The organism is Streptomyces sp. NPDC036815 (assembly GCF_055609205.1).
In genome coordinates this window covers 21,425-42,231 of record NZ_JBVJPW010000010.1, presented here as the reverse complement: position 1 = coordinate 42,231, position 20,807 = coordinate 21,425, and the positions used below count along the sequence as shown (strand labels likewise).

15 protein-coding genes, 2 tRNA genes and 1 riboswitch are annotated in these 20,807 nt (G+C 71.3%); of the genes, 11 read left to right on the top strand and 6 right to left on the bottom strand.

The window, feature by feature from the left end:
• Positions 1-174: 174 nt before the first annotated feature.
• Together ACZ69I_RS21105 and ACZ69I_RS21100 are read left to right on the top strand one after the other, a co-directional pair.
• Positions 175-2,355, top strand: a complete 2,181-nt coding sequence (locus ACZ69I_RS21105; RefSeq protein WP_470833891.1) for a DEAD/DEAH box helicase — start codon at positions 175-177, stop codon at positions 2,353-2,355.
• A gap of 160 nt (positions 2,356-2,515) precedes the next feature.
• Positions 2,516-4,093, top strand: a complete 1,578-nt coding sequence (locus ACZ69I_RS21100) for an amino acid permease (RefSeq protein ID WP_470833889.1) — start codon at positions 2,516-2,518, stop codon at positions 4,091-4,093.
• Positions 4,094-4,106: 13 nt separating this feature from the next.
• Here the strand turns inward: ACZ69I_RS21100 and ACZ69I_RS21095 are convergent, their stop codons facing one another.
• The gene (locus tag ACZ69I_RS21095; protein ID WP_470833888.1) at positions 4,107-5,714 is read right to left on the bottom strand and encodes an MFS transporter; all 1,608 of its coding nucleotides are present in this window, start codon (positions 5,712-5,714) and stop codon (positions 4,107-4,109) included.
• Positions 5,715-6,258: 544 nt separating this feature from the next.
• On the opposite strand from ACZ69I_RS21095, the gene ACZ69I_RS21090 reads away from it, so the two are divergent.
• A tRNA-Lys gene (locus ACZ69I_RS21090) sits at positions 6,259-6,331 on the top strand.
• Positions 6,332-6,599: 268 nt separating this feature from the next.
• Here the strand turns inward: ACZ69I_RS21090 and ACZ69I_RS21085 are convergent.
• The 4 genes from ACZ69I_RS21085 to ACZ69I_RS21070 all read right to left on the bottom strand — a co-directional run bounded on the left by ACZ69I_RS21085 (position 6,600) and on the right by ACZ69I_RS21070 (position 10,482).
• Positions 6,600-7,121 carry a hypothetical protein gene (locus ACZ69I_RS21085; protein WP_470833887.1) on the bottom strand — a complete coding sequence of 174 codons (522 nt, stop codon included), beginning with the start codon at positions 7,119-7,121 and terminating at the stop codon, positions 6,600-6,602.
• A gap of 103 nt (positions 7,122-7,224) precedes the next feature.
• Positions 7,225-8,400: a helix-turn-helix domain-containing protein gene (locus tag ACZ69I_RS21080; protein ID WP_470833886.1), complete on the bottom strand. Its 1,176-nt coding sequence runs from the start codon at positions 8,398-8,400 to the stop codon at positions 7,225-7,227.
• 102 nt (positions 8,401-8,502) lie between these two features.
• A complete protein-coding gene (locus ACZ69I_RS21075) occupies positions 8,503-9,144 on the bottom strand; it encodes an HAD family hydrolase (protein ID WP_470833884.1) in 642 nt (213 codons plus the stop codon).
• 60 nt (positions 9,145-9,204) lie between these two features.
• Positions 9,205-10,482 (bottom strand): helix-turn-helix domain-containing protein, encoded by a 1,278-nt coding sequence (locus tag ACZ69I_RS21070; protein WP_470833883.1) that lies wholly within the window; start codon positions 10,480-10,482, stop codon positions 9,205-9,207.
• Between the two features lie 138 nt (positions 10,483-10,620).
• On the opposite strand from ACZ69I_RS21070, the gene ACZ69I_RS21065 reads away from it, so the two are divergent.
• Positions 10,621-11,310 (top strand): GAF and ANTAR domain-containing protein, encoded by a 690-nt coding sequence (locus ACZ69I_RS21065; protein WP_470833882.1) that lies wholly within the window; start codon positions 10,621-10,623, stop codon positions 11,308-11,310.
• A gap of 179 nt (positions 11,311-11,489) precedes the next feature.
• On the opposite strand, the gene ACZ69I_RS21060 is transcribed toward ACZ69I_RS21065, so the two are convergent.
• Positions 11,490-12,035, bottom strand: a complete 546-nt coding sequence (locus ACZ69I_RS21060; RefSeq protein ID WP_467682873.1) for a YceI family protein — start codon at positions 12,033-12,035, stop codon at positions 11,490-11,492.
• Positions 12,036-12,411: 376 nt separating this feature from the next.
• On the opposite strand from ACZ69I_RS21060, the gene ACZ69I_RS21055 reads away from it, so the two are divergent.
• The 7 genes from ACZ69I_RS21055 (at position 12,412) to ACZ69I_RS21025 (ending at position 20,807) form a co-directional block, all read left to right on the top strand.
• On the top strand, positions 12,412-14,034 hold the full coding sequence (locus ACZ69I_RS21055) for an MFS transporter (RefSeq protein ID WP_470833881.1): 1,623 nt from the start codon (positions 12,412-12,414) through the stop codon (positions 14,032-14,034).
• 414 nt (positions 14,035-14,448) lie between these two features.
• A complete protein-coding gene (locus ACZ69I_RS21050; protein ID WP_470834161.1) occupies positions 14,449-15,297 on the top strand; it encodes a glycosyltransferase family 2 protein in 849 nt (282 codons plus the stop codon).
• A 229-nt stretch (positions 15,298-15,526) separates the two neighbouring features.
• The gene (locus ACZ69I_RS21045; RefSeq protein WP_470833880.1) at positions 15,527-16,771 is read left to right on the top strand and encodes an alginate lyase family protein; all 1,245 of its coding nucleotides are present in this window, start codon (positions 15,527-15,529) and stop codon (positions 16,769-16,771) included.
• Positions 16,772-16,818: 47 nt separating this feature from the next.
• Positions 16,819-16,892: transfer RNA gene (locus ACZ69I_RS21040), tRNA-Met, on the top strand.
• A gap of 210 nt (positions 16,893-17,102) precedes the next feature.
• Positions 17,103-18,245, top strand: a complete 1,143-nt coding sequence (locus tag ACZ69I_RS21035) for a PP2C family protein-serine/threonine phosphatase (RefSeq protein ID WP_470833878.1) — start codon at positions 17,103-17,105, stop codon at positions 18,243-18,245.
• A 231-nt stretch (positions 18,246-18,476) separates the two neighbouring features.
• A riboswitch (cyclic di-AMP (ydaO/yuaA leader) is annotated at positions 18,477-18,639 on the top strand.
• Positions 18,640-18,650: 11 nt separating this feature from the next.
• The gene (locus tag ACZ69I_RS21030) at positions 18,651-19,727 is read left to right on the top strand and encodes a M23 family metallopeptidase (RefSeq protein ID WP_467682878.1); all 1,077 of its coding nucleotides are present in this window, start codon (positions 18,651-18,653) and stop codon (positions 19,725-19,727) included.
• 135 nt (positions 19,728-19,862) lie between these two features.
• On the top strand, positions 19,863-20,807 hold the full coding sequence (locus ACZ69I_RS21025; protein ID WP_470833877.1) for an aldo/keto reductase: 945 nt from the start codon (positions 19,863-19,865) through the stop codon (positions 20,805-20,807).

Sequence of the window (20,807 nt, the reverse complement as noted above, 5' to 3'; positions counted from 1 at the left end):
TGGGGGGTGCGTATGGTGGTAGATCGTTTGATCCCATTTGCCCGGCGCCGACACAGAAGAGCGCCGCGTGGCGCGTACTCTCCCTTGCCGTGGCTGACCGCATCGAGGCGGTCCATTGCGAAATCACGGAGTTGACGGGCGCGTGCCGAGACTCCGGAAGGTTTCGCATTTCGCATGTCCATTTCTCATTCTGACCACGCCGTCCTGCCCGAGAACGAGATCGTCGAGGCCGTCGAGTCCGTCGAGACGGAGGCCGTAGTGGCCGTCGTCGCGCCGGCCGAGGTCGAGGTCTCCGAGGCCCAGGACGTCACCGAGGTCACCCCCGACGCCGGTGCCTCCGACGCCCCCGAGGCCTCTCAGGCCGAGGACGCCGAGGCCGACGCCGAGCCTGACGCCGACGCCGAGCCCGAGGCCACCTTCGGCGACCTCGGTCTGCCCGAGGGCATCGTCCGCAAGCTCGCGCAGAACGGCGTCACCACGCCCTTCCCGATCCAGGCCGCGACCATCCCGGACGCCCTGGCCGGCAAGGACATCCTCGGCCGCGGCCGTACCGGCTCCGGCAAGACCCTCTCCTTCGGCCTGCCGATGCTGGCGACGCTGGCCTCCGACGGCCGCACCGAGAAGAAGAAGCCCCGCGGCGTCATCCTGACCCCGACCCGCGAGCTCGCGATGCAGGTCGCGGACGCCCTCCAGCCCTACGGCGACGTGCTCGGCCTGAAGATGAAGGTCGTCTGCGGCGGTACGTCGATGGGCAACCAGATCTACGCCCTGGAGCGCGGCGTCGACATCCTCGTCGCCACCCCGGGCCGACTGCGCGACCTCATCAACCGCGGCGCCTGCTCCCTGGAGAACACCCAGATCGCCGTCCTCGACGAGGCCGACCAGATGTCCGACCTGGGCTTCCTGCCCGAGGTCACCGAGCTGCTCGACCAGGTTCCCGGCGGCGGCCAGCGCATGCTGTTCTCGGCCACGATGGAGAACGAGATCTCCACGCTGGTCAAGCGCTACCTGAACAACCCGGTGACGCACGAGGTCGACAGCGCCCAGGGCAACGTCACGACCATGACGCACCACATCCTCATCGTGAAGCCCCGCGACAAGGCGCCCGTCACGGCCGCCATCGCCGCGCGCAAGGGCCGCACGATCATCTTCGTCCGCACCCAGCTGGGCGCCGACCGCATCGCCGAGCAGCTCTGCGACTCCGGCGTGAAGGCCGACGCGCTGCACGGCGGCATGACGCAGGGTGCCCGCACCCGCGTGCTCGAGGACTTCAAGAAGGGCTACGTCAACGCCCTCGTCGCCACCGACGTCGCCGCCCGCGGCATCCACGTCGACGGCATCGACCTGGTCCTGAACGTGGACCCGGCCGGCGACCACAAGGACTACCTGCACCGCTCCGGCCGTACGGCCCGCGCGGGCCGCAGCGGCACGGTCGTCTCGCTCTCCCTCCCGCACCAGCGCCGCCAGATCTTCCGCCTCATGGAGGACGCGGGCGTCGACGCCTCGCGCCACATCATCAACGGCGGCGGCACCTTCGACCCGGAGGTCGCCGAGATCACCGGCGCCCGCTCCATGACCGAGGTGCAGGCCGACTCCGCGGGCAACGCCGCGACCCAGGCCGAGCGTGAGGTCAAGGACCTCACCAAGGAGCTGGAGCGCGCCACCCGCCGCGCGACCGAGCTGCGCGAGGAGGCCGAGCGCCTCATCGCGCGCGCCGCCCGCGAGCGCGGTGACGACCCGGAGACCGCGGTCGCCGAGGCCGCCGCTGCCGCCGAGGCCGTCGTCGAGGCCGCCGTGTCGGTCCCGGAGCAGCCCGTCGCCGAGCGCCCGGCCCGCGAGGAGCGCTCCTCCTCGTACGACAACCGCCGTCCGCAGCGCGACGACCGCGGCAACTACGAGCGGGACCGCCGCGGCGACAACCGCGGTGGCGGCTTCAACCGTGACCGTCGTGACGACAGCCGTGGCGGCGACAACCGTGGTGGCGGCTTCCGTCGCGACGACCGTGGTGGCGAGCGTGGCGGCCGTTCTTTCGAGCGTCGTGACGACCGTGGCGGTGAGCGTGGTGGCTTCCGCCGCGACGACAACCGCGGTGGCGGCTTCAACCGTGACCGCCGTGACGACAACCGTGGCGGCGGCGCCGGTTTCCGCCGCGACGACCGCCCCTCCGGCGGCCACCGCGGCAGCGACCGCCCGTTCAACCGTGACCGCCGCGACGACCGTCCCTCGGGCGGCTTCCGCTCCGGCGGCCACGACCGCCCGTCGTACAACCGCAACTCGGGCACGTCCGGCACCGGCACGGGCACCGGCTCCTTCGGCCGCCGCGACGACAAGCCGCGCTGGAAGCGCAACGGCTGATCTCTAGCCGCTTCTGCCTGAACGAAGGGCCCGCACGACGTCAGCGTCGTGCGGGCCCTTCGGCTTATCCGTGCGCGACACCCCTCTTGGCTTCTGAGTTGAGCGGTATTTGGCCAGACGTGGCGCATGTCATGCCCCCGGCGAGGGAATCGCTGGGGGCATGACAAAAGAATCGCGTGGAGTGACCGGCTCGCCGCCGACCGGGGCGGGGGCGGACGAGGAGCGGCTCGCTCAGCTCGGCTACACCCAGGTTCTCGCGCGGCGGATGTCCGCGTTCTCGAACTACGCGGTCTCGTTCACGATCATCTCGGTGCTTTCCGGGTGCCTCACCATGTACCTGTTCGGGATGAACACCGGGGGGCCCGCCCTGATCACCTGGGGGTGGGTCGGGGTCGGGCTGATGACGTTGGTCGTGGGGCTCGCCATGGCGGAGATCTGTTCCGCCTATCCGACCTCCGCCGGGCTGTACTTCTGGGCGCACCGGCTCGCGCCGCCGCGGACCGCGGCCGCGTGGGCCTGGTTCACGGGGTGGTTCAACGTGCTCGGGCAGGTCGCCGTCACCGCGGGGATCGACTTCGGTGCGGCCTCGTTCCTCGGGGTCTATCTGAACCTGCAGTTCGACTTCCGGGTCACCGAGGAGCGGACGATCCTGCTGTTCGCCGCGATCCTCGTGCTGCACGGGCTGCTCAACACCTTCGGCGTGCGGATCGTGGGGCTGCTCAACAGCGTGAGCGTGTGGTGGCACGTGGCCGGCGTGGCCGTGATCGTCGGGGCGCTCGCCTTCTCGCCCGACTCGCACCGGTCGGCGTCCTTCGTCTTCACCGAGTTCGTCAACAACACCGGGTGGGGGAGCGGGCTGTACGTGGCACTCATCGGGCTGCTGATGGCCCAGTACACCTTCACCGGGTACGACGCCTCCGCCCATATGACCGAGGAGACCCACGACGCGTCCACCGCCGGGCCCAAGGGCATCGTGCGGTCCATCTGGACGTCCTGGATCGCCGGGTTCGTGCTGCTGCTCGGCTTCACGTTCGCCATCCAGTCGTACGACGGGGCCCGTGAGTCGGCGACGGGGGCGCCGCCCGCGCAGATTCTGCTCGACGCGCTCGGAGCCAGTACCGGCAAGCTGCTTCTGCTCGTCGTCATCGGGGCGCAGCTCTTCTGCGGCATGGCCTCCGTGACCGCCAACTCCCGTATGATCTACGCCTTTTCGCGGGACGGCGCGCTGCCCTTCTCGCACGTCTGGCACTCGGTCGATCCGCGCACGAGGACCCCGGTCGCGGCGGTGTGGCTGGCCGTGCTCGGCGCGCTCGTCCTCGGTCTGCCGTATCTGATCAACGTCACGGCGTACGCAGCGGTGACGTCCATCGCCGTCATCGGGCTCTACATCGCGTACGTCATCCCGACGCTGCTGCGGCTGCGCAAGGGCGACGCGTTCGAGCGCGGGCCCTGGCACCTGGGCCGCTGGTCGCGGCCGATCGGCGTCGTGGCGGTGGGATGGGTCGGCGTGATCACCGTCCTGTTCATGCTGCCGCAGGTCTCTCCGGTCACCTGGGAGACCTTCAACTACGCCCCGGTCGCGGTCCTCGTCGTCCTCGGCTTCGCGGCGGTCTGGTGGCTGGCGTCGGCCCGGCACTGGTTCCTCGATCCGGACCACGCCCGGACGCGGGCGCGGGACGCGGCGCGGGCGCGTGACGGGGCGCGGACGAAAGGTTCGGAGCCTCTCGATCCGCCGTGAGGGCAGCGGTTGCTCACGCTGTCCGCCCTGTCCGCCCGGCCTCGTACGGGGGCCGGTTCACGTGGTCCGGCTCCTCGTGCTCCCGCACCGGCTCCTCGCGCTCCAGCGTCGGCTTCCCGCCGGGGCGCAGCGAGAACACGAGCACCGCTGCTGCCCCGAGGGCGATGAGCGTGATCCAGACCGCGCCGACGTGCATGGCGTGGAGGAACGCGTCATCGGCGGCGTGCGCCAGGGTGGGCCGGTGGGTCTCCGTGGCGACGTGCCGTGCCTGTTCGGCCGAGACCTGCGCCCGGTCCCGTACCGACTCGGGGACGCCGTCGAGCGAGGGCTCGATCGCGCGCCGGTAGACGATCGACATGATCGTGCCGCCGACCGCGATGCCGATCACGCTGCCGGTCTGCCGCACGGTGTTGGTGACGGCCGATCCGGCACCGGCCCGCTCCAGCGGCAGGGAGCTGATCAGCGCGGCGGTCACCGGGCCGAGCACCATGCCGACGGTCAGGCCCTGGATCAGCACCAGGATCTCGATCCACAGGAGCGGGGTCTCCAGCCCGAGGAACCCGTACGCGCCCATGGTCAGCGCAGCCACGACGAGCGCCGGTGCGCTGACGCGACGGAGCGACCAGCGCCGCACCAGACGGGCGCCGACGGGCGCTCCGAGGGTCGCGCCGACGGCGGTCGGGAGGCTGGCCAGGCCCGCCTCCATCGGCGAGTAGCCGCGCGCGCCCTGCAAGTAGAACGCGTTGTAGAAGGTCACGGCGGTCACAGCGAAGAGGAGCAGGCCGAGGGCGACGTTGCCGCCGCCGAAGGCGCGCTGTGCGAGCAGCCGGGGGTCGAAGCTGGGCACCCTGATCCGCAGTTCGACCAGGACGAAGGCGGTCAGCAGGACGGTGCCGACGGCGATCGGCGCCCAGACGTCCGTACGGCCCCAGGCGGCCACCTGGCCGGCCCGGATCAGTCCGTAGGCGAGGGCGGCGAGCCCGGTGATCGAAAGGACCATTCCGGCGCCGTCCAGCGGGCGCGGGACGGGGCTGCGGAAATTCGGGACCAGTACGGCGATTCCGATGAGCGCCACGATCACGACCGGGACATTGACCAGGAAGACCGAGCCCCACCAGAAATGGTCGAGAAGGAACCCGGCGAGGACCGGGCCCGCGGCCATTCCGACACCGGCGGCCGTCGAGGAAATGGCGACCGCGGTCGACCGCGCGGGACCGGTGAAGGTCCACATGAGGATCGCCATGTTTCCGGGCATGATCAACGCACTGCCCACGCCCATCGCGGCACGCGCGGCAATCAGCTGTCCCGCGTCCCCCGCGTACGCCGCCCATATCGAGGACCCGGCGAATACGACCAATCCCGCGACGAGCACGGTCCGGTGACCGAAGCGGTCGCCGAGGGCGCCGGCGGTGAACATCAGCGTGGCGAAGGCCAGGGTGTACGAGCCGGTGGCCCACTGCAGTTCGGCGGGGTCGGCGTCGAGGCCGCGGTCCGGGTCGGCGAGGGTCTCCAGGGCGGTGCTCAGGACGGTGTTGTCCAGCCAGATCAGCAGCGAGCACACCATGAGGACGACGAGGATCAGCTGTTGCCTGGACTTCGGCAGGGTTGGGGATGTGGTCATGAATTCCCTTGGGTGGGTGTCGGCAAGAACTGTCGAATGGGCCGTAGGTAATCACCTGGACCGTAGGTAATCGCCGCGCCTGTGTCAATTAAAATTGGAGACTTTTTTGGTGGAGTGGCGGGGGCATGGCATTGCGTCCCTGTCAATTCATTGACGACCTTTAATGCGAAGGTTCTGGCAGGTCAGCCAGGGCATGCCGCTACGGGGCCTGTCAATTCCCTGTCGATTCCCTGTCGATTTCCATGTCGATTCTCGCCCCTTGAATAAATCGCCGCCTTTGCCGAGCGATCGAGGGCATGGCATCACGCGACTGTCAATTCTTGAATTCGTTGCTCAGGGGTGGCGCGCGGGGCCCGGCGTGTGCCTCGGCCGACCGGCGCTCGTGCGGTGCTCGTGCGGTGCTCGCCCGTCGCTGGCCCGTCGCTCGTCCGGGCCGCGCCCCGGTCCTCGGCGGCCAGGCCCGGGTCACCGGGGCGGGGCCGGGCGCGCCCGACTCGGACAAGCCTGTGAGGGCAGTGCGACCGTACGGCTATGCTGGGCGGGCGGGCCGCTAGCTCAATTGGCAGAGCAGCAGACTTTTAATCTGTAGGTTGTGGGTTCGAGTCCCACGCGGCCCACGAATCGACCCCTGGTCAGAGCGATCTGACCAGGGGTCGAGGTCGTTTTCGGGCCTCGGCGGGGCCGGGCCCGTGCGTCGCCTTCAGGGCGTAGTTTCCGCTTCGCGGTGTGCGGCCGTTCGCGCGGCTCGGAGAGCGCGTCGTATCCGAGCGCCTTCCGCGCAGGGGTTCACCTCCGTCCGGCAGGGGGCGCAGGCGTCGAGGTGGGCGAGGTAGCTCTGATAGGTGAGCTGTTCGCGGCGTTCCGCGGTGGTCGGGGTGGGGGTGCTCACTGCTCGGCCTCCTGCTCGACCTCCTGCTCGGCCTCTTGGTCGGCCTCTTGGTCGGCCTCTTGGTCGGCGGACCGGCCGGTGATGATGAGGGCGGCCACGGCGAGGGGCTCGCACAGGTCTCCCTCGAAGCGGGGCGCCACCGTCCAGTGCGTGCCGGGCGGCTCCGTGCGGGCGAGCTTCGGTACGCCGAGGTAGGTGCCGGCGCCCAGCCAGGCCGCGCTGTCCTGGTGGCGCCAAGTGCCCTTGCGGCGCTTTCTCGTCAGGGCGTAGTACGTGCCGCCCATCGTCCGTCCGTCGTAGATCACGGGTCCGTCGAGGAGCCGGGCGAGCCGCGCGGCAACCTCGTGCGGGACGGGGGTGCGTACTGCCGCGTGAACGAGACGCTCGGGCAGCCGGACCGCGTCGAAACGTTGCCCCAGCGGGAGGAGGGCGACGCCGGTGGCCGTCCATTCCCGACGGGCCTGCTCGGGGACTTGCTGGGAGCGCGCCAGCCAATCCGCAACTCGTGTACCGCTCATCTCGGCCCCTGACCTGTCGCTGTTGATGCACAGATCATGGGCGCCCTGCGAGCCGGTAAGGGATACACCGTGTATCCCTCCGCCGGCGCTGGAACGGGTTGTGTCACACAGCGCCGAGCCATCCGGCGAAGTGGTGCAGAGACTCCTTGTCCGCCCGCTTCAGGCGCATCAATGTCGCGGCTGTATCGCGCGCCCATGGGTGAGCGCGGGTGTGCTGGGGAGCGATGAGGCGCGCCACCTTCAGCGATTCGAAGGCGTCGTCGAAGCGCTGGCCCCACAACTGTGCGCGGGACAACTCGATCCATGACCCGGATCGTCGCTCGGCCGGGAGGTCGTCGGACGGGGTCCACCCCCGGGCGATCGTGAACGCACGGCCGATGTGGTCGCTCCCCAGACTCACGGCCACCGAAAGCTCGTGGACGCGGACGGATTCCGGACCGAACGAGGTGCCCAGGTAGGTGCCTTCACGGAGGCGTTCACTCAGGTGCCGCGCCTCTGCCAGGTGAGTGTCCGCGGCGCTCACATCGCCATCCCGACCTGCGATGACAGCGGCCCGCATGTGGAGCGAACCACGTGCCGCCATCGCCTCGGTGCCGGTACCGGCTGGTGCCTCGTCGATCGCGGTCTCCAGTGCGCGGGCACCGGCCGTGTGCGCGCGGGCGGTGAAGAACGTTTCAGTACGCACGTAGGCCACCGACGCGGTGAGGAGTGGGTCCTGCGCATGTGGTGCCGCCCACCGCATGAGTTCGATCAGACGCGCGGACAGGTCGTGGGCGCCGAACTTGTAGGCGACCGCGTCTGCGCAGCGCGCGGCACACACGAGGAGACGGGCCGCGGCCCGCCGATCCGTAGCTGCGTGAAACGCGGCGAGTGCGTCGCCGAGGAGAGCCGGAGCGTACTGGGCGATTCGGCCGTACTGTGCTGCAAGCCGCCAGTTCACCGCCGCGTCAACTGCCCGGGACAGCTCGTCGAGACCGCGGCTCGGTGGGGCGAGGGGCACGTCGTACGCGGCGATGCACGCAGACAGGGCGGACAACGCGGCACGCACGCGGTGCTCGGTGCCGGTGAAGGTGGACAGGAGTCGGGTGGGATCCATGCCGAGCGCGGCCGCGATGGCTTCGAGCGTGGCGTCGCCAGGCCTGCGGGCGCCGCGCTCGATCGCTTTGACCATGGCCAAAGAGACGAAAGCACTGCGGGCGAGGTCGGCCTGTCGCAGGCGTTTCGCCTTACGGGCGGTAGCGATGCGGAGCCCTACGTGTCCGTCGTCAAGTGCGGGCATACTCGCTCCAGTTCGAGGCTTCCACTTCGAACCGTACCTGGGCGGTAACGCTCTGTCGCGAGGTTGAGTTCGTCTGTACTCGCGGGCGGGCATTCTTGTCGATCAGTCCGTAGCGATGCTCACCAGATCCATGAGCGAATTGATCCGGTAGTCCGCAGCTGTGATCACTTCGGGGGCCTCTGCCCACAGGTACCCCCACGGGCCCCGGCGCAGGTGCGCGGTGCGCAGCCCGGCCGCTCGCGCGGGGAACACGTCGTTCTGCGGGTGGTCACCCACGTAGAGGATGTCCTCGGCGGGCCCTCCGGCCTCGGCGATGAGCCGTTCGTAGAACGCGGGAGACGGTTTGGCGACGCCCCACTCCCCAGAGGTCGCGATCAGGTCGGCGGGTAGGCGGAGGGCGTGCAACAACTCGCCTGCGCGTGCGGTTTGGTTACCCGCGATGACGACGCGGACGCCGTGGGCGCGGAGTGTGCCGAGCGCGGGGCGGACGTCGGCGTACACGTCGCTCTCATTGAGGTATTCACCGCAGCCTGCTTCCTCGCGGGCGCGGTACTCGGCTGCGACGTCGATGTCCGGCTGGACCAGGCGCAGCGCCTCGGCGTTGTCCTTCCCCTGTGCGACCACAGCGCCGACGAGCGCGGACACAGTGTGCCGGGGCACGCGCAGCCAGTCGGCCCACGATGACCAGTGGCGGTCGTCGCGGACGAGGGTCTCACCTACGTCGAATGCGATGGTGCGAATCATCCGGCGACCCTAGTGGGAGTGGGTGAGCGGCGTCGGCGCGGACGAGGGCGGCGACGGCCGCTACGGGGCAGTGGTCGCGGATGGTGCAGGGCCACACCACCCAGTGCAGGCCTGGTCTTGACACCATTCGCTGAGGCCCAGGAAACCGGCCAACGAGCTCAGCCCGGTCGGGTGGTTGGGCAGTGCCCACAGGTCGCGGACGATGGCCACCGCCAAGGTGTGGTGCTGCATCCACGTCGGTGCGACCCGGTGTAGGGACTCCAGGGCCTTCACCGCCCCCGCCGCGTCACCGAGGTCGGTGTGAGCGCGGGCCACGTCCAGCAACAGCCACGTTCGCCATGACGGAGGGACGTCCTTGCTCAGCCGCATGCCCTTCGCGAGCGCCAGGGCCTGCTCGGGGCGCCCGTACTGGACGGCCAGCCGCACGCGTTCGATCCGTACCGAAGACGGACTGAAGACACTGACCATGCGGCTGTCGCCGCCCTGCGGCAGTCTGGCCACACGCGCGGCTTCGGCCTCGGCGTTCTCCATCAACTCGGCGGCCCGCGCGTAGTCGTTGCTGCGTGCGGCCGACGTGGCGGCGGACATGGTCAACGCGCCCCAGACCTTCAAGCCGTCAGCGGTTCCCGTGTGACCGCGCTCCTTGATGTCGGCGGCGGCGTGCAGGGCGATGCTCATGGCGTCGGCGAGGCGCCCTTGTCGCTGGTACGTCCACGCGACGGAGTTGACGATCATGGGGCGCAGCAGGGGGTCCGGGGATTGACCCGCCGCCTCTATGGCACGCTCCAGGCTGATCAGTGCGAGGTCGGTCTTCCCCATCCGTACGGCTACGTGTCCGGCAAGCTGGAGAGCTTTGCCGAGCGCCGCGAAACCGGCGCCCCGGTCGGCGTCGTGGCCGGCGACCGTGGCTGAACGCGCGTCCGCGATCATGTCGGGCAGCGCCTTCATCACGGGGTCGAACTCGGCGGCGTGGTACCGCGTCCAGCCGTCCGCGATCTGCTCACGCAGGCGGTCAGGGGAGAAACCGGGGCCCGGTGGCTCCGGCGCGGGTCCCCAGAGCGCAGGCATGACGGCGCGCCGTACCGCCACGAAGCGGGGGCCGTCGTTCTCGCCGGTCGAGCTGACTGCGGGAGGGTCGCCGAGAAGCGTCGTCAGCTCCACGCCGAGTCCGTTGGCCAGAGCGTGCAGCGTGGGCAGCCGCGCCGAATGCTTGCGCCGCTGTTCGAGCTGGCGGATCACGTCGACGCTCACGTCGGAGCGCTCCGCCAGCTCTTCCTGAGTCAGGGAGGCCAGACGGCGCAGGCGTCGGAGGGTCCGCCCCAGATCGTCGGTTGCCACGCCGCCACGGTACGCCGCCCGGTCGCCGGGACCCGTCGTACGACCCGAAAAGTGGCCCCGTCCGCCAAGCCCCACCCCTCCCGCCCCCGCCCATGGCAGGCTGGCCGAAGAGGCCGGGGACGGGAAGGGCGGGGCGTCATGGACTGGCGTGGGTTCGCGTTGCAGATGGCTTCCATGGCGCGGGAGTTGCTGGCGCAGGAATCCGTCGACGCCACGCTGCGGCAGATCTCCGTGTCCGCCGTCGAGCTGGTGAGCGGCTGCGACGCGGCCGGGATCCTCGTCCTGCGCGGCAAGAAGGTGGAGACGCTGGCGTTCACCGAGCAACTCGTCGTCGACAGCGATCTGTTGCAGGAGGAGGTGGGCGAGGGGCCCTGCTTCGACGTCGCCCGCCGGGTGCACGGTGAGCGCGTGTTCCGGATCGCCGACCTCGCGCAGGAGCACTCCCGCTGGCCCGCCTACGCCCCGCGCGCCCACGCGCTCGGCGTGGGCAGCATGATGGGGTTCCTGCTCTTCACCGAGGACGAGGACCTGGGCGCCCTCAACCTCTACTGCCGGCGCCCGGGCGCCTTCACGGAGGCCAGCGAGGTCGCGGGCTGGCTGCTCGCCTCGCACGCCGCCGTCGCCTTCTCCAGCGCCCGCGGGCACGCCCAGCTGGAACAGGCCGTCGCCACCCGGCACTCCATCGGCGAGGCGATGGGCATCCTGATGGGCCGTCACCACATCACTGAGGAAGAGGCGTTCGACGTACTCCGGCGCTTCTCGCAGGAGAACAACCTGAAGCTGCGGGAGGTCGCGCGGCGGGTCTGTGAGCAGGGCGGCATCGTGTGAACGGAAACCGAGAGCGGCGCCGGAACGGGCGCCGACACACGGCTCCCCCGGCTCTCTGCTGAACCGGAGGAACCTGGCCGGGCCGACCCTCCAGAGGAACGCTGCCGGGCCCGTGCCTGCCTCCCAGGTCCCCCGCCCCGTACACCTCACACATACGATTTCGTACGAGAAGGGGTGGCTCAGGGCTGACGGACCGCCGCGACCTCGAACTCGACCGTCACCTTCGAGCTGACGATCATCGTGTCCACGGCGTTCGCGCTCGCGCCCCAGTCCTTGCGGTTGATGGTGACGCTGCCCCGGAAGCCGACCCGGAGGCGGCCCTGCGCGTCGTGCTCGCCGCCGGTCGTCTCGACGTCGAGGGTGAGCGGCTTCGTCGTACCCCGCAGGGTCAGGTCGCCGGTGACCCGGAAGCGGGCGCCGTCGACGTGCTCCACCTCCGTCGAGGTGAAGGTGATGACGGGGTGGTTGGCCGCGTCCAGGAACTTGGTGCGCAGCGGGTCGTCGCGGAAGCGGTTGCGGGTCTGGAGGCTCTGCGACCGGAGCGTGAGCTGGATGCCGGACTTGGAGGGGGTGTCGCCGTCGAGGTGCGCGGCGCCCTCGAACTCCTCGAATTCCCCGCGTACTTGGGGGCCCACGGAGTGCTTGCCGATGAACCCGATCCGGGTGCCTTCGGTGTCGAGGACGTACTCGCCGCTGAGCTCGGTGAGCTCGGTGATGGTTGGCATGCTTGGTCACTCCTGGTGGGAAGACGGGGTGAGCGTTCGGTGCGACCGGTCACTGGATGAGGCGTCTGTCCGGGGCCGAGCGTGTGGGGTTCTCCGGGTGTCGGTTCTCCGGGTGTCGGTTCTCTGGGTGTTGGTTCTCCGGGTGTTGCGCGTGTGCGCGTGCGTGCCGGGTCGGTCCGGCGGACGGGGGCGACGATACCGCCGGTGACCACGCCTGTTCGGGCTGCTCCAGCGCCAAACCACCCCGAGTCAAGTGGAGTTAGCGGCGTCGTACGTCGTACGCCTGTTGCGCACACTGTGCGCAGTGCGTACGGTGTGCGCAACGAGAGCACGCCGTACTCAACGGGCGTGCCGCCTATGTCCTGGGGGTCCCACGATGGAAGTACGCCGCGATCCGCGCCGCTGGCTCATCCTGATCGTGCTCTGCCTGAGCACGCTCGTCCTGGTCGTCGACAACATGGTCCTGACCGTCTCGGTCCCGCCCATCGCCGCGGATCTGGGCGCGGACGCCCAGGACATCCAGTGGATCATCGAGTCGTACATCCTCGTCTTCGCCGGACTGCTCCTCACCGCGGGCAGCCTCTCCGACCGGTTCGGACGGCGGCGCGTGATGATCGTGGGGCTCGCCCTCTTCGGTGCGGCGTCCCTCCTGGCCACCGTCGCCCGGAATCCCGAACAGCTCATCGCGGGCCGGGTGTTGATGGGCGTCGGCGGTGCCCTGATCATGCCGAGCACCCTGTCGATCCTCATCACCGTCTTCGACGACGAGGAGCGCCGCAAGGCGATCGGCGCCTGGAGCGCGGTGGCCGTGGTCGGCCTGGTCGGCGGGCCCGTGCTCGGTGGCGTCCTGATCGCCCACTTCTGGTGGGGCGCGGTCTTCCTGATGAACGTTCCGATCGCCGGGCTCGCCGTCGTCGCCGCCCTCGTCCTGATGCCCGAGTCCAAGGGGCCCGCCCGCAAGGCCGACCCGCTCGGCATGGTCCTTTCGATGACCGGCATGACCGCGCTCGTCTGGACGATCATCGAGTCCGCCAAGACCGGCCTTGCCGACACGGGTACGCAGCTCTCGCTCGGCGTCGCGGTCGTCGCACTCGTCGCCTTCGGGATCTGGGAGACCCGCACCGACGCGCCGATGGTCCCGCTCTCGCTCTTCCGCGACCGCGTCTTCAGCGGCGCCAGCTTCTCCCTCGTCCTGCTGACCTTCGCCAACGGCGGCCTGATGCTGGTGCTCACCCAGTACCTGCAGTTCGTCCTCGGCTACTCGCCCGCGAAGACCGGCATCGCCTTCGCACCGATGGCCGTCGCCACCCTCCTCTTCAACGGCGTCGGCGCCACCCTCGGCAACAAGATCGGCAACCGCCCCATGACCGCCGCGGGTCTCGCCGTCATCGCCGCGGGCTTCGGCGCCCTCGCCTCCCTCCCCTCGGACGCCGGGTTCGGGATGCTCGCCGCGGCCATGGTGCTGATCGGCATCGGCGGCGGCCTCGCGATGCCCGCCGCGACCGCCGCGCTGATGATCGCCGTGCCCGCCGAGCACGCCGGGGTCGGTTCCGCCCTCAACGACACCGTCCAGCAGGCGGGCGCGGCCCTCGGCGTCGCCGTCCTCGGCACGGTCCTCTCCAGCACGTACGCCGACTCCCTGCCCGCCGACGCCCCGGCGGGGGCCGGCCACTCGGTGCAGGACGCGCTCGCCCGGGCGGCCGCCACCGGCGACGGCGCCCTCGCCACGGCTGCCCGTGAGGCCTTCACCGAGGCGATGTCCGCCAGCTTCTGGGCAGGCGCCGCGGGCGTCCTGGCCGCCGCCGTCCTCGCCCTCGTCCTCATCCGGGACGGGGAGGCTCCCGCGGAGGGGCGGGTTTCGGGGGAGGGGCAGGTTCCTGTGGAGGGGCAGGTTTCGGGAGTGGGGCAGGTTCCAGTGGTGGGGCAGGCCGCCGCGGACGAGCAGACTCCTGTCGCCGACGAGGCTGCCCACAGCGGCGAGTTGAGTCCGGTGGCCTGAGTCCGGCGGCCTGGGTCCCGGCGGCCTGAGTCCCGGCGGGGGCTGGGGCCTGGCTCCCGAGCCCGGCTCCCGAGCCCGGCTCCCCCCCGGGGGGCCAGCCCTCCGGGCACGGCCCCCGAGTCCGGCCTCCGGGCCTGGCTCGCGAGCCCGCCCCCACCGCCCTCCGCCCCGCCCCCGCAACAACCCCATACGCCGCCCCCCACAGCGCCCCGCCCGGCTTCGGCCCCGCGGGGCGCCGTGGTGTTGACTGGCCGACTCCCGCCGCACCTCGCACCCCGCACCCCGGCCCCCGGCCCCCCTGGAGCCCGGCCCCCGGAGCCCGGACCCCATACCCACACCCGCACCCACCCCCCCCCCGAAGGGACCACCGTGCCTCAGCCACCGCTGCCGCGTCTGGGCGTTGCCGTCATCACGATGGGCAACCGTCCCCGGGAGCTCGACGCGCTGCTCGCGTCCGTTGCCATGCAGGACGTGCCCGCCGACCGCGTCGTCGTCGTCGGCAACGGCTCGCCCCTCCCAGAACTCCCGCCCCTGCCCGGCAAGGTGACCGCCGTCGAGCTGGACGAGAACCTCGGCTGCCCGGGTGGCCGCAACGTGGCCATCGAGCGCCTCGCGGACTTCGGCGACGTGGACGTCGTCATCGAGCTCGACGACGACGGGCTGCTCGTCGCCGACGACGTCTTCCGCAGGATCCGTGACCTGTTCGCCGCCGACCCGCACCTGGGCATCGTCGGCTTCCGCATCGCCGACGAGACGGGCGAGACCCAGCGCCGCCACATCCCACGCCTGCGCGCCACCGACCCGATGCGCCGCGGCCCGGTCACCGCCTTCCTCGGCGGCGGGCACGCCCTCTCCATGCCCATGCTCGCGCGGACCGGGACCTGGCCCGCCCAGTTCTTCTTCGGGCACGAGGAGACCGACCTGGCCTGGCGGGCCATCGACGACGGCTGGCAGATCCTCTACGAGCCCGCCCTGCTGCTCCAGCACCCCAAGACCTCCCCGGCCCGGCACGCCGTCTACTACCGCAACACCGCCCGCAACCGCGTCTGGCTGGTCCGCCGCGGCCTCCCGCTCCCGCTGATCCCCGTCCACCTGGGCATCTGGACCCTCCTCACCCTCGCCCGCACCCGCTCGCTGCCGGGCCTGCGCGCCTGGGCCGGCGGCTTCGTCGAAGGGCTGCGGACGCCGTGCGGCGAGCGCAGGCCGATGCGCTGGCGCACGGTGTGGAAGCTGACGCGCCTCGGCCGCCCGCCGGTCATCTGAGGTGCACGGGGTGCACGGGGCGCACGGGGCGTACGCCACCCGCCCCGGCCCGCGCCCCACCCGGCCCGCGCCCCACCCGGCCCGCGCCCCACCCGGCCCGCACCCCACCCCTGCCGCGCACCCCACCCCTGCCGCGCACCGCCCGAACGGAGCAGCCCGGCGGTGCGCCCGCCCGCGCCCCGGGCCACGCTGAACTGCCGGGGCAGTGGGCCCGAACCGGAGGTGCAGCATGGCAGCAGCCGTACGCGGCAGAGGGCGGCGCGGCCCGCGCGGACAGCGCGTCCTCGTACTCCTCCTCTTGCCCCTCCTCGTCGCCCTCGCCGCGGCCTGCGGTGGCGGCGAGGGCGGGTCGGACACCCGTACCGCCGCGGCCCGCCCCCTCGACCTGGCGTTCAAGCACCCCGGCGTGCTGGTCAGCAAGGAGCAGCTCGACCGGGTCCGGGCGCACGTCCGGGCGCGGGAGCAGCCCTGGCTGAAGGCGTACGAGCAGATGCGGGGCAGCAAGTACGCGGCGGACGGCTACCGGGCCACCCCGTACCCCGTCGTGGAGTGCCCGCCCGACACCCGCCCCGGCAAGGGGTGCGTCGAGGAGCGCCAGGACGCCCTGGCCGCGTACACCCAGGCGCTGCTCTGGAACATCACCGGTGAGCGCGCGCACGCCGAGAAGGCCGTGCAGATCATGGACGCCTGGGCGAAGGTGATCACCAGGCACACCGAGGCCAACGCCGGGCTCCAGACCGCCTGGGCCGCCTCCTCCTGGGCCCGTGCCGCCGAGGCGGTGCGCTACAGCTACGACGGCTGGAACGACGGCTCGCTGCTGCGCTTCGAGCGGATGCTCCGCAACGCCTACCTGCCGCAGGTCGAGAACGGCTCCGCCGACTTCAACGGAAACTGGGACCTGGTGATGGCCGACGCCACCATGGCGATGGCCGTCTTCCTCGACGACCACGCCACGTTCGAGAAGTCCGTGCACCACTTCCGAACCCGCGTGCCCGCCTACTTCTACCTGGAGTCGGACGGCAAGCTGCCGGTCTCGCCGGAGGGCAGCGGCATCGACACCGCGGCCGAGCTGAAGAGGTACTGGTTCGGGCAGGGCACCTTCGCCGACGGGCTCTCCCAGGAGACCTGCCGCAACTTCAAACACGCCAGCTACTCCCTCGCCGCCGCCTCCCACATGGCGGAGACGGCGTGGCACCAGGGCGTCGACCTGTACGGGGAGGCCGAGGACCGGCTGCGGGCCGCCTTCGAGTTCCACTCCAAGTACCAGCTGGGCGCTCCGGTGCCGGGCTGGCTGTGCGGCGGCAGGGTGCAGCGCGACATGGGACCCGACACGGAGGTCGGCCTGAACCACCTGCGGGGGCGGCTGCACCGGGAGATGCCGGAGACCGAGAGGTACACGGAGCGGGGGCGGCCGGAGGGGACGGACGGCCTCTTCGTGGCCTGGGAGACGCTCACGCACGCGGGCAACGCCTGAAGTGGTTCGACGCACCCCTCCCCATGGCGTAGAGTTGCATTCAACGGCGCGGGGTGGAGCAGCTCGGTAGCTCGCTGGGCTCATAACCCAGAGGTCGCAGGTTCAAATCCTGTCCCCGCTACTCAAGGCCTAGGGCCCGGAACCAAGCAATTGGTTCCGGGCCCTAGGTGTTTTCCCGTACGTGCGCTTCCCGTACGGGCGTTTCCCGTACGCCCCATTCGTACCCCTCTTCTCGTAACCCGGTCGGACCGCACCAGCTCGCACCCGCTCCCCGTCGGGGGAACCCTGAGTGGAGCGCGGTGATGGGCGCGGAGTCGGCGGGAGACAAGCGGTGGGGCAGCGAGCGGGTTCCGGGGACAGGGGTGCCAGCGCGCACGAGCGGACGTTCGTCCGGTCCCTGCCCCTGCTGCTCCTGATCGTCGGCGTCGTCTACGACGTGGCGACCCCGCCGGAATTCACCGCGGCCCCCCTCTACACGGCCGCCCCGCTGATCGCCGCCCCCTTCTACTCGCAGCTCAGCACGGTCCTGACCGGCGCCGCCGCCACGGCCGCCGTCCTCTTCCTGCACTTCGGCAACCCGGTGAGCAGCCACGTCGAGGCCGTCACCGAGGTGCTCACCGTGGTCACCGTCGCGGCCCTCGCGATCGTCATCAACCGCGTCGTGCGCCGCGGCAACGACCGGCTCGCCAACGCCCGCTCCATCGCCGAGACCACCCAGCGCGCCGTGCTGCCCGAACCCGATCCGCGGATCGGCGGGCTCGACATCGCGGCGCGGTACGAGGCCGCGCAGGCCGACGCGTTCATCGGGGGCGACCTGTACGCGGTGCAGGACACCCCGCACGGCGTGCGGCTCATCGTCGGCGACGTCCGGGGCAAGGGCATGGGCGCGGTCGCGGCGGTCGCCGTCGTCATCGGCGCCTTCCGGGAGGCCGCCGAGCAGGAGACGACGCTGGAGGCGGTGGCGCAGCGCCTGGAGCGGGCGCTCGCGCGCGAGGGCACCCGCCGCGACGGGCTCGACCAGTTCGAGGGGTTCACCACCGCCGTACTCGCCGAGATCCACCACGCCGACGGCGCCGTACGGCTGATCAACCGGGGGCACCCGTCGCCGCTGCTGCTGCGCGGGGACGGCCGGCTGTGCGTCCTGTCGGCGAGCGAGCCCGCGCTGCCGCTCGGCATGGGCGAGCTGGGGGCCTGGCCGGACCGGGCGGACGAGTCGGAGTTCCCGCCCGGCGCGATGCTGCTCTTCTACACGGACGGCCTGTCGGAGGCGCGCGATCCGGCGGGGGAGTTCTACGATCCCGCGACCCGGCTCGGCGGCCGCATCTTCCCGGGCCGCGGCGGCCCGCGCGCGCTGCTCGCCGCGCTCGCGGAGGAGGTGCGGCGGCACACCGGGGGGCGGATGACCGACGACATGGCGCTGCTCGCGGTGCGGCGGCCCGTCGCCGGGGATCCGGACATCACGGCCGGTGACTGATGGACGTCGCTCCGCATGACAACTGACGTACTGTCAAGGGAATGTGAAGCTCCGGTGCGCGCCACGGTGGGATGAGAGGGCGTCAACTCGCCCCGTTCCGAACCCCCGTGTCCCGGTACGTACACCCGGTCCGCGTTAACGATCAACCGGAACGGCTTGGAATACGGACCCGCTGTCTATTAACGTTCGATAACGCAGCGCGGTCGTCCCAGCCGTCACTAGAGGCGGCTCCGCGCGCACGCGCCTAATCCCGCAAGGGAGCCGGGGAACCACCAACTTGGGGTGAATCAGGCAGCTGCGCACCGTGCATTCGTGCACCGGCGCCGGCTGTCCGTAGGAGACCTTCCTGCTCCGAACCCGTCAGCTAACCCGGTAGGCGAGAAGGAAGGAAAGGAGTGCGCCCCAGTGGCGTCCAACCGGCCTGCCCCCCAAGCCGTGTACATACCGAATGACGATGACTTCGGTCCGTACGACGACTCCTTCGAGGAGTGGAACCCCACCGAGGATTCCATCCGTCCCGTCCGCGGCAGGCACCGTGTGCACAAGAAGGGCGGCGGCGGGCTCGCCCGCAGCTCCACCGTCCTCGGCGTGGGCGTCATCGCCGCCGTCGGCGCGGGCGGCATCGCCACCGCGCAGGACGGCAAGCCGCCGGTCTCCATCTCCCTGCCCGACCTGCCGGGCATGGACACCGTCGCGGACTCGCTGCCGGAGGCCACGTCGCTGCCCGGCGTCGGCTCGCTGATCTCCGACGACGCGTCGGACACCACGGCGACCGCCGCCGCGGCGGCCCCGCTCACCGCGGCCGGCGTCAGCACCGCCGACGCCGAGCAGGGCACCACCGACGCGGGCGAGGCGCTGCGCGCCCGCATCATGCAGCAGGCCGAGAACCAGCAGGACCAGGCGGACACCGCCGTACGGACCGCGGCCGAGGACGCGGCCGTCAAGAAGGCCGCCGAAGAGGCCGCCGCCCAGCAGCAGGCGGCCCAGAAGGACGCGAAGGCCAAGGCCGCCGCCAAGAAGAAGAAGGCGGAGGAGGCCCGCAAGGCCAAGGCAGAGGCCGAGCGCCTGGCCAAGCTCGCCAAGAGCTACGCCATCCCCACCTCCTCGTACACCCTCACCTCGCACTTCGGTGACGCCGGTGCCATGTGGTCCTCCGGCCACCACACCGGTCTGGACTTCGCCGCTCCCACGGGTACCCCGCTGAAGGCCGTGCACACCGGCACCGTCAAGGAGGCCGGCTGGGCGGGCGCGTACGGCTACCGCACCGTGCTCGAACTCGAGGACGGCACGGAGATCTGGTACTGCCACCAGTCCTCCCTCAATGTCAGCGCCGGGCAGAAGGTCACCACGGGCGAGGTCATCGGCCGCGTCGGCGCGACCGGCAACGTCACCGGGCCGCACCTCCACATGGAGGTCCACACCCCCGACGGCACCGGCATCGACCCGCTCGGCTGGCTGCAGGGCAAGGGCCTCAACCCCTGAGAAACCCCGCCACCACCCCCTGAAGGGGCCCCTCCACTCCGGCGGCCCTGGCGCCAACCCCCCCCCGACGCCAGGGCCGCCGGTCCCGTCCCGGCGCGACGGAATTCCGTTTCCGCCGCGGACGTTCCGGACTACATGACTTCTCTACGCCGGCTCGGCTCTTCCGACCTCGAGGTCTTCCCGCTCTCCCTGGGTGGCAACGTCTTCGGCTGGACCGCCGACCGCACCGCGTCCTTCGCCGTCCTCGACGCCTACACCGCCGCGGGCGGCAACTTCATCGACACCGCCGACGCGTACTCGGCCTGGGTGGACGGCAACGAGGGCGGCGAGTCCGAGACCCTCATCGGCGCCTGGCTCGCCGAGCGCCGCAACCGCTCCGATGTCGTCCTCGCCACGAAGGTCGGCGCGCACCCCGCGTACAAGGGCCTCTCCCCGGCCACGATCAAGGGCGCCGCCGAGCAGTCCCTGCGCCGCCTCGGCACCGACTACATCGACCTCTACTACACGCACTACGACGACCCCTCCGTCCCCGTCGAGGAGATCATCGGCGCGCTCGACGAGCTGGTGCGGGACGGCAAGGTGCGCGCCATCGCCGCCTCCAACATCACGCCCGAGCGGCTCCAGGAGTCCCTCGACCTCTCCGACCGCGAGGGCCTCGCGCGCTACGTCGCGCTGCAGCCGCACTACAACCTCGTCTCCCGCGACACCTACGAGGGCCCGCTCCAGGGCGTCGCCTCGCGCTCCGGCCTCGCGGCCGTCCCCTATTACGCGCTCGCGTCCGGCTTCCTGACCGGCAAGTACCGCCCCGGCACGCAGGTGAGCAGCGCCCGCAGCGGCCGGGTCGAGTCGTACGTGGGCAGCGAGCGCGGCGACCGCGTCCTCGCCGCGCTCGACGGGATCGCCGCCGAACGCGGCGCGGAGGTCGCGACCGTGGCACTCGCCTGGCTGGCGGCGCAGCCCACCGTCGCCGCGCCGATCGCCTCCGCGCGCACGGTCGAGCAGCTGCCCGCGCTGCTCGCGGTGGCGGACCTGGAACTGACGCAGCCGGAGCTCGCACGCCTGACGGCGGCCTCGGCATAG

Excerpts from the sequence above, each read along its gene's own strand:
- ACZ69I_RS21105 (WP_470833891.1), top strand. The coding sequence starts at position 175 with ATGTCCATTTCTCATTCTGACCACGCCGTCCTGCCCGAGAACGAGATC.
- ACZ69I_RS21100 (WP_470833889.1), top strand. The coding sequence starts at position 2,516 with ATGACAAAAGAATCGCGTGGAGTGACCGGCTCGCCGCCGACCGGGGCG.
- ACZ69I_RS21095 (WP_470833888.1), bottom strand. The coding sequence starts at position 5,714 with ATGACCACATCCCCAACCCTGCCGAAGTCCAGGCAACAGCTGATCCTC.
- ACZ69I_RS21085 (WP_470833887.1), bottom strand. The coding sequence starts at position 7,121 with ATGAGCGGTACACGAGTTGCGGATTGGCTGGCGCGCTCCCAGCAAGTC.
- ACZ69I_RS21080 (WP_470833886.1), bottom strand. The coding sequence starts at position 8,400 with ATGCCCGCACTTGACGACGGACACGTAGGGCTCCGCATCGCTACCGCC.
- ACZ69I_RS21075 (WP_470833884.1), bottom strand. The coding sequence starts at position 9,144 with ATGATTCGCACCATCGCATTCGACGTAGGTGAGACCCTCGTCCGCGAC.
- ACZ69I_RS21065 (WP_470833882.1), top strand. The coding sequence starts at position 10,621 with ATGGACTGGCGTGGGTTCGCGTTGCAGATGGCTTCCATGGCGCGGGAG.
- ACZ69I_RS21060 (WP_467682873.1), bottom strand. The coding sequence starts at position 12,035 with ATGCCAACCATCACCGAGCTCACCGAGCTCAGCGGCGAGTACGTCCTC.
- ACZ69I_RS21055 (WP_470833881.1), top strand. The coding sequence starts at position 12,412 with ATGGAAGTACGCCGCGATCCGCGCCGCTGGCTCATCCTGATCGTGCTC.
- ACZ69I_RS21050 (WP_470834161.1), top strand. The coding sequence starts at position 14,449 with ATGGGCAACCGTCCCCGGGAGCTCGACGCGCTGCTCGCGTCCGTTGCC.
- ACZ69I_RS21045 (WP_470833880.1), top strand. The coding sequence starts at position 15,527 with ATGGCAGCAGCCGTACGCGGCAGAGGGCGGCGCGGCCCGCGCGGACAG.
- ACZ69I_RS21025 (WP_470833877.1), top strand. The coding sequence starts at position 19,863 with ATGACTTCTCTACGCCGGCTCGGCTCTTCCGACCTCGAGGTCTTCCCG.